This is a genomic window from Bacillus sp. MUM 116 (genome assembly GCF_001866655.1).
Lineage (GTDB): Bacteria > Bacillota > Bacilli > Bacillales > Cytobacillaceae > Neobacillus.
Genome location: NZ_MLYR01000151.1, coordinates 23,778 through 39,662 on the forward strand (window position 1 = coordinate 23,778; position 15,885 = coordinate 39,662).

Annotated in this window: 15 protein-coding genes; 12 read left to right on the plus strand and 3 right to left on the minus strand. The window is 37.1% G+C overall.

Features of this window, described 5'->3' with window-relative positions:
• Window positions 1–21 precede the first annotated feature (21 nt).
• The 6 genes from BIV60_RS26600 (at window position 22) to BIV60_RS26625 (ending at window position 6,801) form a co-directional block, all read left to right on the plus strand.
• A complete protein-coding gene (locus tag BIV60_RS26600; RefSeq protein ID WP_071358668.1) occupies window positions 22–1,044 on the plus strand; it encodes an ABC transporter ATP-binding protein in 1,023 nt (340 codons plus the stop codon).
• The gene (locus BIV60_RS26605) at window positions 1,031–1,957 is read left to right on the plus strand and encodes an ABC transporter ATP-binding protein (RefSeq protein WP_071358669.1); all 927 of its coding nucleotides are present in this window, start codon (window positions 1,031–1,033) and stop codon (window positions 1,955–1,957) included. Before BIV60_RS26600 ends, BIV60_RS26605 begins: the two co-directional genes overlap by 14 nt.
• Window positions 1,958–1,973: 16 nt before the next feature.
• Window positions 1,974–2,942: an oligopeptide ABC transporter permease gene (gene opp4B, locus BIV60_RS26610; RefSeq protein ID WP_071358670.1), complete on the plus strand. Its 969-nt coding sequence runs from the start codon at window positions 1,974–1,976 to the stop codon at window positions 2,940–2,942.
• A 20-nt stretch (window positions 2,943–2,962) separates the two neighbouring features.
• On the plus strand, window positions 2,963–3,871 hold the full coding sequence (locus BIV60_RS26615) for an ABC transporter permease (protein ID WP_071358671.1): 909 nt from the start codon (window positions 2,963–2,965) through the stop codon (window positions 3,869–3,871).
• A gap of 18 nt (window positions 3,872–3,889) precedes the next feature.
• The gene (gene opp4A, locus BIV60_RS26620) at window positions 3,890–5,683 is read left to right on the plus strand and encodes an oligopeptide ABC transporter substrate-binding protein (protein WP_071358672.1); all 1,794 of its coding nucleotides are present in this window, start codon (window positions 3,890–3,892) and stop codon (window positions 5,681–5,683) included.
• 371 nt (window positions 5,684–6,054) lie between these two features.
• On the plus strand, window positions 6,055–6,801 hold the full coding sequence (locus BIV60_RS26625; protein ID WP_071358673.1) for a YjbA family protein: 747 nt from the start codon (window positions 6,055–6,057) through the stop codon (window positions 6,799–6,801).
• Window positions 6,802–6,911: 110 nt separating this feature from the next.
• On the opposite strand, the gene trpS is transcribed toward BIV60_RS26625, so the two are convergent.
• Together trpS and BIV60_RS26635 are read right to left on the minus strand one after the other, a co-directional pair.
• On the minus strand, window positions 6,912–7,904 hold the full coding sequence (trpS, locus tag BIV60_RS26630) for a tryptophan--tRNA ligase (protein ID WP_071358674.1): 993 nt from the start codon (window positions 7,902–7,904) through the stop codon (window positions 6,912–6,914).
• A gap of 322 nt (window positions 7,905–8,226) precedes the next feature.
• Window positions 8,227–8,583, minus strand: coding sequence for a DUF3899 domain-containing protein (locus BIV60_RS26635; RefSeq protein WP_071358675.1), 357 nt, complete (start codon window positions 8,581–8,583; stop codon window positions 8,227–8,229).
• 222 nt (window positions 8,584–8,805) lie between these two features.
• Between BIV60_RS26635 and BIV60_RS26640 the strand changes: the two genes are divergently transcribed.
• From BIV60_RS26640 to BIV60_RS26660, 5 genes are all read left to right on the plus strand, one after another.
• Window positions 8,806–10,485, plus strand: coding sequence for a peptide ABC transporter substrate-binding protein (locus BIV60_RS26640; protein ID WP_083402481.1), 1,680 nt, complete (start codon window positions 8,806–8,808; stop codon window positions 10,483–10,485).
• A gap of 109 nt (window positions 10,486–10,594) precedes the next feature.
• On the plus strand, window positions 10,595–11,527 hold the full coding sequence (gene opp3b, locus BIV60_RS26645) for an oligopeptide ABC transporter permease (protein WP_071358676.1): 933 nt from the start codon (window positions 10,595–10,597) through the stop codon (window positions 11,525–11,527).
• Window positions 11,524–12,552: an oligopeptide ABC transporter permease gene (gene opp3C, locus BIV60_RS26650; protein WP_371261598.1), complete on the plus strand. Its 1,029-nt coding sequence runs from the start codon at window positions 11,524–11,526 to the stop codon at window positions 12,550–12,552. Before opp3b ends, opp3C begins: the two co-directional genes overlap by 4 nt.
• 17 nt (window positions 12,553–12,569) lie before the next feature.
• On the plus strand, window positions 12,570–13,613 hold the full coding sequence (locus BIV60_RS26655; protein WP_071358683.1) for an ABC transporter ATP-binding protein: 1,044 nt from the start codon (window positions 12,570–12,572) through the stop codon (window positions 13,611–13,613).
• The gene (locus tag BIV60_RS26660) at window positions 13,614–14,555 is read left to right on the plus strand and encodes an ABC transporter ATP-binding protein (RefSeq protein WP_071358677.1); all 942 of its coding nucleotides are present in this window, start codon (window positions 13,614–13,616) and stop codon (window positions 14,553–14,555) included. It begins immediately after the preceding gene.
• Window positions 14,556–14,594: 39 nt separating this feature from the next.
• Here the strand turns inward: BIV60_RS26660 and BIV60_RS26665 are convergent, their stop codons facing one another.
• A complete protein-coding gene (locus BIV60_RS26665) occupies window positions 14,595–14,780 on the minus strand; it encodes a hypothetical protein (protein WP_083402483.1) in 186 nt (61 codons plus the stop codon).
• Between the two features lie 594 nt (window positions 14,781–15,374).
• Between BIV60_RS26665 and spxA the strand changes: the two genes are divergently transcribed.
• Window positions 15,375–15,770, plus strand: a complete 396-nt coding sequence (spxA, locus tag BIV60_RS26670) for a transcriptional regulator SpxA (RefSeq protein ID WP_071358679.1) — start codon at window positions 15,375–15,377, stop codon at window positions 15,768–15,770.
• Window positions 15,771–15,885: the final 115 nt, after the last annotated feature.

Sequence of the window (15,885 nt, forward strand, 5' to 3'; positions counted from 1 at the left end):
ATAGTTTAGGAGGTCTCAATTTTGGCAAATCATCCACTATTACAAGTGCAGAATCTTCGGACATCATTTCAAATTGAAAGCGGTTACTTTGCTGCTGTAGATAATGTATCCTTAATAGTAAATGAAAATGAAGTCTTGGCAATCGTGGGAGAATCAGGCTGTGGAAAAAGCGCATTAGCTTTGTCCATCATGGGGTTGCACCCAAAGGAACGAACAAAGCAAGAAGGAAATGTAAATTTTAAAGGGAAAAATCTGTTGTCTCTAAAAACATCAGAAATGAATAAGATTCGCGGCAAAGAGATTGGAATGATTTTTCAGGATCCTTTAACAGCCCTCAATCCACTTATGACTTGTGGAAAACAAATTGAAGAAAGCATGATCTTTCACACTAATTTATCCGGATTGGAAAGACATAAGAAAGCAATAGAGCTATTGCAAAAAGTTGGGATTCCCAATCCGGAACGAACCTACAAACAATTTCCACATGAATTATCCGGCGGAATGCGGCAGCGTATTGTCATTGCTATTGCTATTGCCTGCGATCCATTATTGGTGATTGCCGATGAACCAACAACAGCGATAGACGTAACGATTCAGGCTCAAATAATGGATTTACTCAAAGAACTGCAAAGGCAAACGAAAGCAGGTATTATTCTTATCACTCATGATCTTGGGGTGGTTGCCGAAATGGCAGATCGTGTTGCGGTCATGTACGCGGGTGAAATTGTAGAAATAGCAGATGTAAATACTTTATTTAGAAAGCCCTTACATCCTTACACAAGATCTTTATTTAATTCTATTCCATCCTCCGCGACATTCAAGGGACGATTACATGTCATTAAAGGTATTGTTCCTCCATTGCAAAAATTGCCAAGAAATGGGTGCCGATTTAAAGATCGGATTGGGTGGATAGAAATGCATGATCATGAAGAAAATCCAGTATTGCGAGAAGTTGAACCAAATCATTTTGTACGGTGCACCTGCTACAAGAACTTTCATTTTCCAGAAAAAAACATGGGAGACATTAATTATGTCATTTCTTAAAGTTAATAAACTTAAAGTATATTATCCAATACGTGGAGGCTTTTTCAAAAAAGTAGTTGGTCATGTAAAGGCTGTGGACGATATCAGCTTTGAATTAAAACAAGGAGAAACATACGGGCTTGTGGGAGAATCAGGCTGTGGTAAAACGACTACAGGCCGGACTTTGATTGGACTAATTAAGGCAACTTCAGGAGAAATCCTTTTTGAAGACCAGGATTTAATGAAACTAAGCCGCCGCAGCTTTCATCGATATCGTCAAGATATTCAAATGATTTTTCAAGACCCTTATTCCTCCTTAAATCCTAGAAAACGGGTATTGGAAATTGTTGCTGAGCCGTTAAGAAATTATGAAAAACTATCACCGCTTGAAGAGAGACAAAAAGTGCAGTATTACATAGAAAAGGTGGGATTAAATCCGGAATCTATTTATAAATACCCGCATGAGTTTTCAGGCGGACAAAGACAACGTATTGGGATTGCACGGGCTTTAACGCTAAAACCAAAATTAATTATTGCAGATGAACCTGTTTCGGCACTTGATGTGTCCGTTCAAGCCCAAGTGCTAAACTTTATGCAGGATATACAGAAAGAGTTTAATTTAACCTATTTATTTATTAGTCATGATTTAGGGATTATTCAGCATATGTGTGACAGGATTGGAATCATGTATCGTGGACAATTAGTCGAAGAAGGGACCAGTAAAGATATATATACAAATCCACAGCATATATATACGAAGAGATTAATTTCGGCAATTCCTGATATAAAACCCGAAAACAGAGAGAAACAAAAACAATTGAGACAAGATGTTAACACTGAATATACCAATTCTTATACTAAATATTTTGATTCTGAGGGTAAAGCTTATAGTCTAAAATCTATATCTGAAACACATTCCGTTGCACTGCCATAGAGAGGGGTTTATATAAATGTTGAAATTTATTTTACGCAGATTCCTTGTTATGATCCCTCAGTTATTGATCTTAAGCATACTAATCTTTTTGTTGGCAAAAGCGATGCCGGGAGATGCCTTATCCGGAAGATTGGCAAGTAATACGAAAGTGGATGCAAATACAATCCATGAATTGAAACAGAAATTAGGGTTATTTGATCCATTATATATCCAATATGGGAGATGGATTAAAGGGTTACTTCATGGTGATTTGGGACTGTCAATCATCCATCAAACCCCGGTAACCCATCTGCTTGCAGGTAAAATGGGCAACACGATCCTTTTAGGATTTGCCATTATGGTTTTAAGCTATCTTATTTCCATCCCACTTGGAATCATTGGCGGCAGATGGACAGATACTTGGGCTGATAAAATGATTGTTGGCTACAATTATTTAACATACGCTACACCACTTTTCATTTTTGCGTTGTTGGTATTGTTTATTTTTGGCTTTGTGCTTGGCTGGTTTCCTACAAGCGGAAGTGTAGATATCAGGGTTGAAGATGGCACAATTGCTTATTACATGAGTAAATTAAACCACCTCATTTTACCTGCTTTCTCCGGAGCAATTGTAAGTACGACTGTAACGATTCAATATTTACGGAATGAAATCATTGATACAAAAATTAAGGATTTTGTTAAAACGGCAAGAGCTAAAGGAGTCAGTGAATCGAAAGTTTATTCAAGACATATTTTTAGAAACTCCTTATTGCCAATTGCTGCTTTCATAGGCTATGAAATTGTCTATTTAATAGGTGGTTCCGTCTTTTTGGAATCTATTTATGGTTATCCAGGGATTGGACAATTGTTCCTCTCTTCCATTATGCAGCGTGATTTTAGTGTTGTCACCGCACTAGTTATGGTTTCCGGTCTTGCAACACTAGTTGGAACCTTAATTTCAGATATTATTTTAAGTGCTGTTGACCCTCGAATCAGGATTGAATAACAAATGGGAGGGGATCGAATATGAAACCTGAAATCGTTAAACCTAAGCAGCAAAATGCGTTAAAAAAGCAGAAGAACGGGGTTTTTTCCATTTTGTGGCGGGAGATTGTAAAAGATAAACTTGCATTAGGTTCCTTAATCCTGTTAGGACTTATTCTGATTATTGTCTATGGTGCGTCACTCCTATTAGACCAGGAAAAAATTATAACGGTAGATTTGCTATCTATTTATTCCCCGCCTTCCTCGGAACATTGGCTGGGAACAGATTATGGAGGACGGGACATTTTCGGCCAGCTAATCATAGGGGCAAGAAATTCATTTACCATAGGTTTAATGATTACTATATTAACAGGCTGTATTGGTCTTTGCGTAGGATTATGTGCTGGATATTTCGGCGGAAGGGTCGATAATGCACTTATGCGGATCATCGATTTTTTTCTTATACTTCCAACTTTAATGTTAGTCATTGTTTTTGTTAGCATTGCTCCAAAATATAATGTTTTTACATTCATCTTAATAATGAGTCTGTTTTTATGGACGGGTAAAGCAAGGTTAATACGGTCAAAAACCCTTGCGGAAAGGGAGCTTGATTATGTAAGTGCCTCCAAAACGCTTGGTACGCCTGATTGGAAAATTATTTTCCGGGAAGTTCTGCCTAATTTAAGTTCTATCATTATCGTAAATTTAACGTTAAACCTTGCTGGAAATATTGGAATCGAATCCGGGTTAACGTATTTAGGGTTTGGTCTGCCGGAAAGTTCTCCAAGTTTAGGTACACTTGTTAGTTATGCAACAAATCCAGATATTCTTGAAAATAAATGGTGGATTTGGTTACCTGCATCATTACTTATTTTAATAATGATGTTGAGTATAAATTACATTGGTCAAGCCTTTAAACGGGCCGCCGATGCAAGACAAAGAATAGGATAAAAAAGGGGGAAAAGCAGGATGAAGAAAAAGCATACTTTAAAGTTTTTCAGTCTCCTAGTTGTCTTGGCACTGTTTTTATCAGCATGTACCAAAACAAGTGGTGGAGACAGCAAAAAGCCAACCGTTTCAAATGACAAACCCAAAGAGGAAATTGGGAATTTTCCAACAGTCGTGAAAAATGACAAAAAAGAGATAGTGGATGGTTCCCTAACGTACGCATTGGTGTCTGACACTCCATTTGAAGGTAAATTAAGTCAAGCATTCGGGGATGGGGTTCCTGACGCAGAAGTTATGCAATTCTTTGATATCTCGTTATTCTCAACAAATGATGACTACGAATTTACCAATGATGGTCCGGCGACATATGAACTATCAAATAACAATAAAACGATTACGGTAAAAATCAAAGACAATGTCAATTGGTCTGATGGTAAGCCGGTAACGGCACAGGATTATGAATATTCCTTCTTAGTAATCGGAAACAAGGATTACACAGGAGTGCGCTATGGCGATGCGATTACCCAAAGTATTGTCGGGATGAAGGAGTACCATGAAGGCAAAGCAAAAAATATTTCAGGGATCAAAATTATTGATAATAAAACTATGTCTATAACCTTTAAGGAAGCAAATCCATCATTGTTAACGGGTTTATGGTCATGGGCCATGCCTAAGCATTACTTAGGTGATATTCCAATTAAAGATTTGGCAAAATCAGATAAAATCCATAAAACTCCTATTGGTTTTGGGCCATTCAAGATTAAAAAAATCGTTCCAGGTGAATCCGTTGAGTTTGAACGAAATGATGATTATTTCGCAGGCAAGCCTAAACTTAAGAGTATCGTGCTAAAAGTGGTGAATCCTAAAGTCATTCTGCAGTCTCTTAAAAAAGGTGAAGTAGATGTTGCTGAATTCCCTTCAGCTCAATACGAGGCAGCAAAAGGGTCGAAGAATTTCCAATTTATCGGCGACATTGATTTAGCGTATAACTATATTGGCTTTAAATTAGGTCACTGGGATGCTAAAAAAGGCGAAAACGTAATGGATAATACTAAATTTCAAGACAAGCGCTTACGTCAAGCAATGGCGTATGCTTTAGACAACAAATCTGTCGGTGAAAAAATTTACAATGGGCTCAGGTTCCCGGCCACATCCTTAATTCCGCCTTCATTCCCAAGCTGGTATAATAAAGATGCCAACTCAATCGGATATGACCCGGAAAAAGCGAAAAAATTATTAGATGAAGCAGGGTTTAAAGATGTTGATAATGATGGCCTTCGTGAAGATCCAGAAGGAAATAAGTTCCATATTAATTACTTAGCTATGAGTGGGGATGATACGTCCGAACCTCTTGCAAAATTCTATATCCAAAGCTGGAAAAAAGTTGGCTTAGATGTTTCACTTTTGGATGGCCGCTTGGCAGAATTCAATTCATTCTATGATATGGTAGAACAAGATAACAAGAAGGTAGATATGTGGGGTGCTGCATGGAGCACTGGTACAGATGTGGATCCATATGGATTATACTCCAAAGATGCTGCATTTAACTTCTCACGTTTCGTAAGCGACAAAAATGAGCAATTATTAGCTGATGGGCATTCGTCACAGGCGTTTGACCATGATTATCGGAAAAAAGTTTACGATGAATGGCAAACATTTATGAATGATGAAATGCCAGTTATTCCAACATTGTTCCGTTCTAAGATTTCTGCGATTAATAATCGTGTAACAAATATCAAAGCTAATTTCTTAGAAGATAACTTAAATTGGGTTAATGTTGGGGTGACAAACGAGACTCCAGAAGTAGAAAAATAAGAAAAAGGGATGATCACATTGTTGATCATCCCTTTTTCAATAGATAAGAAAGCAAAAAATTTCGTCCTTGAGAATTGTCCAGCGGTAGCGTCCTGCCCATCGAGGGAAAAAATGAACATGCTTTTTTCTTAGGTTGCTTAGGTCCTGTCGATGAAGTCAAAGAACGACTTTACCGCCAGGACCTAAAGCCTTGTCTGGGCTGAACAAGGCGAATGCGCTTTTCATAATACAAAATTCCCCTATTTGGATTTATCTTTAACTCATTTGGTAATAAAAGTTAATTAAGGAGCAAAACATATATAAAGGAATAATTTAACTAAGGTCTGCCCATACTGATTGACAAACAGTTTCTTGAAGTGAGGGGTTGTACAATGTTGTATCTTCATGATGTTTGGGTTAATTGGTTTGAAGGTGAAGAAAACGGGTATAATGTTTGCCACTTTCATGAATGGCGCAAGGATGATGGAGTCGAACTATTAGATCAGGTTCCACTCTTAAAGATTGAACCAGTTTTATTTAACTATTTTGAGAATGATTTAGCGGAATTACCTCAACAACTCCTGGATGATATTTATCAAAAAGCATACTTACGAAAAAACCATGAGCGAATTCAGCTGGACTATTGTTTTGTCGTTACCGACGGGGTTGGGATATTAGCGATTGATACAATTGGCTACAATATCCCTATCCGAAAAAGCAGGATTATTCCAAGGCAAGAGCAGCTTGTTTATGAGATGATTGACACACATGAAGCGAAAATTTACCATTTTTATCAGCCAGGTGAGATGAAAAACCATCATATTTTGTCACCCGAGCCGGAATTAATGAGAGGTCTGACTAGAAAGGAACGCCAATTAAAACAGTTGTTATTTATGGCCCTTGATCAATTACATTCTTCAAGTAATGAAGCGGAAGTCCGTTATTGGTTTACTGAATGGTGTCCGGAACGCTATGCAACCATCCAGGAAATGAATTTTGAGGATGCCTGGGAGCAGTTGTTTGAAGAAGCAAAGTACGGTTGGAGTATACGCCATATGACTTTTTGTGAGAATTTAATTAAAGGGCAGCCATTTTTCGAAAAACTATGGGAAATGGAGCATGGTCCAAAGGTGAATTAAAAGCCTGACCCAAAAGGTATTTCATACCTTTTACGGGTCAGGCTTCTTTTATGGTATAAGATTTATAAATTGCTTTGAGAATGGTCCAGCGCCTGCGCTTTTCTTTGGTGTTATCTCTTTAAACCTCGACCAAGCCCCATTGCATTTTCCATTCTTTTTAAAGTTGCGGAGGCGATTTCGTTTGCTTTTGCTGCACCGTGATCCAAAATATCATCAAGCTCTTTCGATTCAACAAGCTCATTATATCTTTCTTGAATCGGTTTTATTACTTTTACCACGACTTGTGCTAAATCACCTTTGAAATCTCCGTATCCTTTTCCGCTGTACATCTCTTCCAATTCGGAAACGGATTTCCCATCAAGGATTGAGTAGATTGACAGGAGATTTGAAATTCCTGGCTTATTCTCTTTATCGAATTTCACTATACCCTCAGAATCAGTTACAGCACTTTTAATTTTTTTCTCAATTTGCTTCAAATCATCAAGAGGGGTGATAAACGCTTTCTTGTTTGGATCAGATTTGCTCATTTTTTTTGTTGGCTCTTGCAGTGACATAATTCTTGCGCCAACCTTTGGGAGACGAATATCGGGAATGGTTAAAACATCACCGTATTTTTTATTGAATCTTTCAGCAAGGTCACGTGTTAATTCCATATGCTGCTTTTGGTCTTCACCTACTGGGACAAGGTCTGTGTTGTACAATAATATGTCTGCTGCCATAAGCGGCGGATAGGTCAACAAACTGGCAGATACGGCTTCTTTTCCAGCAGACTTATCTTTAAATTGCGTCATTCTTTCCAATTCACCAATATAGGAAACGCATTGCATTAACCATCCCGCCTGTGCATGTGCCGGAACTTCTGATTGAATAAACAGTGTTGCCTTCTCTGGGTCAATACCGACTGCAATATATAGTGCCGCAAGGCTTCTGATATTCTTTCTTAATACCTCTGGTTCTTGGGGAACGGTAATAGCATGCTGGTCAACAATACAAAAGAAGCAATTAAACTCATTTTGAAGTTCCACAAATTGCTTCATTGCCCCAATATAATTCCCTAGTGTAATTGTTCCGCTAGGCTGAATGCCAGAAAAAATCGTTTTCATGTTACTTTTTCCTCCTACTAATAAGCATTTAACTAAAGGCTGTGTTAAATTTGCCTGTTGATTTCCGCTTCAGGCGCGAACGGTTCGTGGAGCCTCCTCGGCGCTTAGGCGCCTGCGGGGTCTCCCCTGTCTCGTAACTCCCACAGGAGTCTTCTCGCCTTCCTCTCCAATCAACATGGTTTAAAACTCAACAATGGACTTTAACACAGCCTAACTAAAAAAACCATTCGTCACCTAATCTATAGGGAAGAATGGTTCAACGCTTTTCATGACTATTTATTTAATCATATTATAATGAAATGAATAGTTGTAATCAAGTCCGTTAAACATAATAGAAGCCAAGGGCAATTAACATGAGAATGCCCATGATCAATCCATGGAAAACTAAAGGCTTTTGATTAATAGTCACCATTTCAGAAAGGGAAGGGATTTCGGAAAAGGTCCTTTTTTCTTTTCCTCTTGTTGCAGCAAAATTGAATGATTTAGCAATTGTATCAAAAAAACCAGTTTTAATGGTATATATCACCAATGAAAGAAGAAGTAACACAAATGAAATGTAAAAAGATATATTGATATAGCTAACCAAGGATATTCCTTGGTAAATAATAAAGGATAGGAAAAATATTAGCAATTGAAAAACTGCCGAAATTATCAGAGTTTTTCCAAAACGAAAATTCATTTGCAAACCTCCAAAACCTTGATTTATAAGGAAAAGCATTATAAATATTATACAAAAAAATCAGTACAGGTGTAAATTGTATCATAGGTTGGAGTTTGCCCAATATTAAAATTGTTATGAAAATGTAAATTAATTTTCAAAAAGTAATGTACAATAAGTTGAAAATATGTATAATAGGGAATGTAGTAATTTTTCAGAATAATAGAAAAGGGAGGTCTACTAGTGAAGAAATCAAAACTTTCACTACTTTTAGTTTTATCACTAGTTCTTAGCATGTTCTTGGCAGCCTGCTCTGGTGGAAAAGACACTGGTAAACAAAAGGACAATGGTGGTACTACTGGAAAAGCACCAGATCAAGTACTTAATGTTTTAGAGTCTGCTGAGGTTCCAACTATGGACAGCGTTATGGCACAAGACGTTATGAGTTTCACCATGTTAAACGCAACAAACGAAGGTCTATATCGTTTAGATCCTGATCAAAAAGTAATCGACGGTGTTGCAGACGGAAAACCTGTTCCGAACGCAGATGGAACCGTTTACACTATTAAACTGAAAAAGGATCAAAAATGGTCAAATGGCGATCCTGTAACAGCACATGACTTTGTATACGCATGGCAACGTGCTATTGATCCTAAAACGGCTTCTCCATATGGTCCATATTTCATGGAAGGCAAAATCAAAAATGCAAGCGATATTGTGGCTAAGAAAAAACCTGTTACTGATTTAGGGATTAAAGCGGTTGATGATTATACTCTTGAGATTTCTCTAGAGCAGCCAATTCCTTTCTTTGACTCTTATATTACGTTCCAATTATTCTATCCACAAAACGAAAAATATGTTAAATCTCAAGGTAAAGACTATGCAAAAGACGCTTCACACATCCTTTACAATGGTCCATTTAAAATGACCAAATGGGATGGCCCACAAGCAACTGAATGGGTATTAGAAAAAAATGATACTTATTGGAAAGCAAATGAAGTTTCTTTAAAGAAAATCAACTTTAACGTTCAAAAAGACGGGCAGGCATCTGCCAATGCCTTTGAAGCTGGCGAAGCTGACATTACACCAAAACTTGCACAACCAGCAATCATCCAACAATATGAAGGTTCAAAAAATCTTCTTCGTTACACTGAACCATCTATTTTCTGGTTGAAGTTTAATGAGCAAAACTCAGCGTTAAAAAATGTTAATATCCGTAAAGCAATTGCTTTGGCAATCGACAAAAAAGCTCTAACTGATGACGTGTTAGCTAATGGTTCCATTCCGGCGAACTTTGTTGTAGCAAAAGACTTCGCGTTCAACAAAGGTAAGGATTTCCGTGCGGATACCGGCGAATATCTTAAAACAGATAAAGCAAAAGCTAAAGAGCTATGGACAAAAGGATTATCTGAAATCGGCAAGAAGGAACTCACATTCAATTATGTCGGTCAAGATACTGCAGCAGCGAAGCAAACTGATGCATTTATCAAAGACCAATTAGAGAAAACTTTACCTGGAATCAAAATTAATCTGCAAAACATTCCATTTGCTACAAAACTTGATAAAGAAAATAAACAACAATATGATATCCTATTCAGCGGTTGGGGACCTGACTATGCTGACCCTATGACTTATATGGATTTATGGCCATCAACCAGCGGACAACAGCATATGAGCTATAAAAATCCAAAAGTGGATCAGTTAGTTAAGGATGCTGCTACTACTCTTGCAACTAAACCGGATGAGCGTTGGAAGGCACTACAAGAGGCTGAAAAGATCGTTCTAGAAGATGATGCAGCACTTGCACCATTATATCAACGTTCTGCTAACTTGTTAGTTGCTGATAAAGTAAAAGGTCTAGCACATCATGGATTTGGTCCAGATTATAGCTACCAATGGATTAAAATTGTTAACACTAAGTAATTGGTAAGTTAACTCATATAAAAGAGAGTATATTAAGGTATACTCTCTTTTTACCTGTAAAGGAATTGTCGAAAAATGGTGAATCTTTAATCAAATAGGAGGTGGAGGCATGGCGAAGTACATTTTACAACGGGTATTTTATATGATTATTACATTGTTTATCGTTGTATCGGTTACATTCTTCTTAATGAAGTTAGTTCCAGGTACTCCGTTTAGTAATGCTGGAAAACTCACTCACGAACAATTGGCAATTATGCTAGAGAAATACCACTTAAATGACCCGGTACCTGTTCAATACGCTAGTTACTTAAAGAACATGATTCAGGGTGATTTGGGAATCTCCTTTCAATTTAACAATACCCCTGTTACCAAACTTCTAGCAATTCGTATCGGACCTTCAGCAACATTAGGTTTAGAGGCAATGATTTTTGGCTCTATTTTTGGGATTATTCTAGGAGTTTTTGCTGCGTTAAAACAAAATACTTGGGTGGACTATGGTGCGACCTTTATTGCAGTTTCGGGTAAATCCATACCAAGCTTCATTTTTGCCGGATTGCTTCAGTATTACATTGGAGTAAAATTAGAATGGCTTCCAGTTATGTTTTGGAGGGGGCCAGAATATACCATTCTTCCAACCATTGCATTGGCAATGTTTCCAATTTCTATTGCCGCCCGTTTCATGCGTACAGAGCTAATTGATGTTTTAGGATCTGACTATATTACTTTAGCGAAAGCGAAAGGTGCAAGTTATTTTCAAATTAGTGTAAAGCATGCATTACGAAATGCATTAATCCCTGTTATAACCGTCTTGGGACCTTTGGCCGTTAGTTTAATGACCGGTTCACTAGTAATTGAAGAGATTTTTGCTATTCCTGGACTAGGAGAACAATTTGTAAAAGCCATAACTGTAAATGATTATCCAGTTATTATGGGAACGTCCATTCTTTTTGCTGCAGCATTTGTAGTCATTATTTTAGTGGTTGATATTCTTTACGGAATTATTGATCCACGTATTCGAATTTCAGGGGGGGCATCGAAGTGATTACCAATCATGAAAAAATTCCAAAAGAGTTATTTGAGCCCGCCCATGTGGATGTATCAAAAAGCGAGAAAATTGCAAAACCGAGTCTAACTTTTTGGCAGGATTCATGGTTAAGGGTACGAAAAAATAAAGGTGCAGTAATCAGTTTAGTTATAACTGTTTTATTGATTATCATGGCATTTGTCGGTCCGTTACTCACACCATATGCTTATGATGATCAAAATACTCCACATGCTAATTTACCGCCTAGGATTCAAGGTTTAGAGAATATTCATTGGCTGCCATTTGATGGTACATTGAAGAATAGACAGGGCGTTGAATTACATCCTTATGAAACAAAACACGTTAAGGAATATTATTGGTTTGGTACCGATGGATTAGGCCGTGATTTGTTTGCTCGTATTTGGAAAGGAACCCAAATTTCTTTATTAATTGCTTTTTTTGCAGCTCTAATTGATATGCTAATTGGGGTCACCTATGGGGCGATTTCAGGATACGTTGGAGGAAAAACTGATAGTGTTATGCAGCGTATTGTCGAGGTTATAATGGGGATTCCAAACCTGATTGTCGTTGTCTTAATGATTCTAGTTTTAAAAGCAGGGATTATCCCAATCATCCTGGCATTAAGTATCACAGGCTGGGTAAGTATGTCACGTGTTGTCCGTGCACAAGTTCTCAAATATAAAAATATGGAATATGTCTTAGCTTCAAAAACATTAGGTGCTACTGATGCATCGATTATTTTCAAACATATGATTCCAAACATGTTTGGTGTCATTATCATCAATACTATGTTTTCCATCCCAAATGCTATTTTCTTTGAAGCGTTTTTAAGCTTCATCGGTTTAGGATTGCAAGAACCACATGCTTCATTAGGTACATTGATCAATGATGGATTTAGAGGGATGATAGCGTTTCCATATCAAATGATTATTCCAGCTATTATGATCTCCCTTATTATGATAGCATTTAACTTAATTGCAGACGGTTTAAGGGATGCACTAGATCCGAAAATGCGTGATTAGAAGGCAGGTGAATGATAGTGGAGAAAGTTTTAGAGGTAAAAGATTTAAATATATCCTTCCACACCTTTGCGGGGGAAGTTAAAGCAATTCGGGGTGTGAGTTTTGATTTATACGAGGGAGAAACGCTTGCGATTGTTGGTGAATCAGGTTCCGGAAAATCGGTTACAACAAAAACAATTATGCGCCTGCTTCCTGAACATAATTCGGAAATTAAAAATGGTGAAATCCTGTTTGACGGTAAGGACTTAACCAAACTTAAAGATAAAGAAATGCAAAAAATACGCGGTCATGATATTTCCATGATATTTCAAGATCCAATGGCTTCTTTAAATCCGACAATGAAAATTGGCAATCAAATTACGGAGCCTCTTATTAAGCATCAAAATATGAGCAGGCATGATGCAAAAGCGAGAGCAATTGATTTATTAAGACTTGTTGGTATTCCGAAGCCGGAAATCCGTATCAATCAGTATCCTCACCAATTTTCCGGAGGGATGAGACAAAGGGTCGTAATTGCGATTGCTTTAGCATGTAATCCGAAAATATTAATTGCGGATGAACCAACAACTGCCTTGGATGTAACTATTCAGGCCCAAATATTGGAATTGATGAAGGATTTGCAAAAGAAAATTGATACATCCATTATATTTATTACACATGACCTTGGCGTTGTTGCGAATGTAGCGGATCGTGTTGCTGTAATGTATGGTGGGAAGATTGTGGAAATTGGGACAGCAGATGAGATTTTTTATAATCCAAAACATCCCTATACATGGGGATTAATCAGTTCCATGCCGGATATGGATACGGATGATGAAGAGCTGTATTCTATACCGGGAACACCACCTGATTTATTAGATCCGCCAAAAGGTGATGCATTTGCACCACGTAATCCTTATGTCATGAAAATAGATTTAGAGCAAGAGCCTCCATTCTTTAAGGTTTCTGACACCCATTATGCAGCTACTTGGTTATTACATCCTGATGCACCTAAAGTAGAACCTCCGGAAGCTGTAAAAAGACGTCAGCGACAATTCCCTACAATGAAGGAGGGAAAATAAATGGAACTTAATAAAAAATTACTTGAGATAAAAAATTTAAAGCAATATTTTAATGTTGGAAAAGCAAATGAAGTTCGAGCTGTTGATAATGTATCTTTTGATATTTATAAAGGTGAAGTATTAGGTCTTGTTGGCGAGTCTGGATGTGGAAAATCTACAACTGGACGGACAATCATCCGCTTATATAATGCTACAGGCGGGGAAGTTTTGTATGATGGTGTCAATGTGCATGGGAAAAAATCTAAAAGTGAATTAAAAGCTTTTAACCGAAAAATGCAGATGATTTTCCAAGATCCCCATGCATCTTTAAATCCAAGACTAAAGGTAGCCGATATCATTGCTGAAGGAATTGACATCCACGGTCTGGCAAAATCTAATCAAGAGCGTATGGAACGTGTATATCAGCTTTTAGAAACAGTTGGATTGAATAGAGAACATGCTAATCGATACCCTCATGAATTTAGCGGCGGTCAGCGTCAAAGGATTGGTATTGCCCGGGCATTAGCTGTTGAGCCGGAATTCATTATTGCGGATGAGCCGATTTCAGCACTTGATGTTTCAATTCAAGCACAGGTAGTAAATCTAATGAAGAAGCTGCAACATGAAAAGGGATTAACTTACCTTTTCATTGCACATGATCTTTCCATGGTTAAATATATTAGTGACCGAATTGGAGTCATGTATTTTGGTAAGATGGTTGAACTTGCTCCAGCTGATGAATTGTACAAAAACCCGCTTCATCCTTATACTCAATCATTATTATCGGCTATTCCTGCTCCAGACCCAATTAGTGAGCGGATGCGAAAGCGGAAAACATATGATCCTGCAAGTCATCATTATAATGAAAATGATAAAATTGAGTTCAGAGAGGTAACTCCAGGTCATTTTGTCCTTTGCTCAGAGAAAGAGTTGACTCAATATAAAGCGCAAAATAAACAATAGAAAAAACGATCTCGATTGAGATCGTTTTTTAATGCACATTTATTTACGATTTCCGCCAACTTGTTTCCAGTTTGTTTGATATTTTGAAACACGGTCAGTGAATTCAGTACGTTTCTTCCCGCCAAATACTCTCTCCCCAACCCCATTGGTTATGACGCCCATTAATGCGGTAATACCCACAACAAGAACAGCAACAATGGCTAAATCAGTTATGTAACCACCAATCATCGTTTACCCTCCATTTTTATTTCAAATGTCAGCATGATGAATGCTTTAATATCTTCTTATTTTATTTTAAAAGAACTTTCCGTGAATTGAAAGCCATTATTGATTTATTTCCTTAGGAATTCGAGAATTTTTTGTGAACTTCCTAACTGAATGTATGCGTTTTCATTCGAGGTTGTTTAATTGAGAAAACAAATTTAATTAATCGTTAAGAAATAATTAAGAATAACTTGTTAGAATAACAAGCATCAAGGGAAGAATCATAAGATTTTTTTAGACCTGCAAAAATGCCAAAAAGTAAACCAATAATTTTACAGTAAATCACAATGTAATACAAAAATTTTACGTAAAAAAATGAATAAACCATGAAACTTTCTTAAGAATTATTCGTCTAATATAATGAGGTTTTATTAAATTCTTTTGATTTGTCTCTTTGATTATTTTTGAAAAAAGGATACCTTTTTCAGAAACAGTGGTGTATAATTAATGATATAAATTCCTTGTTTATAATAATTTTAATTAGGGTATTAATTATTAAACAAAATTCGTTTTTCTTATAAACCGATAGTTAAATAAAGAGGAGTGTGAAGACAAATGGTAACATTATACACTTCACCAAGTTGTACATCATGCAGGAAAGCTAAATCATGGCTGGAAGAACACGAGATTCCTTACAAGGAAAGAAATATTTTTTCAGAGCATTTATCCATTGAAGAGATTAAAGAGATTCTACGTATGACTGAAGATGGGACTGATGAAATAATCTCCACTCGTTCCAAGACATTTCAAAAATTGGACGTAAATTTAGATACGATGCCTCTTCAGGATTTATTTGAATTAATTAAGGAAAATCCAGGATTGTTACGTCGACCAATTATTATTGATGAGAAGCGTTTGCAAGTCGGCTATAATGAAGATGAAATTCGCCGCTTCTTACCACGAAGAGTTAGAACATTCCAATTGCGCGAAGCACAGCGAATGGTAAATTAAGAAAAGCGCAAGCGCCTTGTTCAGCCCTGACAAGGCTTTAGGTCCTGGCGGTGAGGCCGTTCTTTGATTTCATCGACAGGACCGAAGCAACCTAGGAAAAAAGCAGTTCATTTTT

Coding starts and splice junctions, on each gene's coding strand:
- BIV60_RS26605 (WP_071358669.1), top strand. CDS start 1,031: ATGTCATTTCTTAAAGTTAATAAACTTAAAGTATATTATCCAATACGT.
- opp4B (WP_071358670.1), top strand. CDS start 1,974: ATGTTGAAATTTATTTTACGCAGATTCCTTGTTATGATCCCTCAGTTA.
- BIV60_RS26615 (WP_071358671.1), top strand. CDS start 2,963: ATGAAACCTGAAATCGTTAAACCTAAGCAGCAAAATGCGTTAAAAAAG.
- opp4A (WP_071358672.1), top strand. CDS start 3,890: ATGAAGAAAAAGCATACTTTAAAGTTTTTCAGTCTCCTAGTTGTCTTG.
- BIV60_RS26625 (WP_071358673.1), top strand. CDS start 6,055: ATGTTGTATCTTCATGATGTTTGGGTTAATTGGTTTGAAGGTGAAGAA.
- trpS (WP_071358674.1), bottom strand. CDS start 7,904: ATGAAAACGATTTTTTCTGGCATTCAGCCTAGCGGAACAATTACACTA.
- BIV60_RS26635 (WP_071358675.1), bottom strand. CDS start 8,583: ATGAATTTTCGTTTTGGAAAAACTCTGATAATTTCGGCAGTTTTTCAA.
- opp3b (WP_071358676.1), top strand. CDS start 10,595: ATGGCGAAGTACATTTTACAACGGGTATTTTATATGATTATTACATTG.
- BIV60_RS26660 (WP_071358677.1), top strand. CDS start 13,614: ATGGAACTTAATAAAAAATTACTTGAGATAAAAAATTTAAAGCAATAT.
- spxA (WP_071358679.1), top strand. CDS start 15,375: ATGGTAACATTATACACTTCACCAAGTTGTACATCATGCAGGAAAGCT.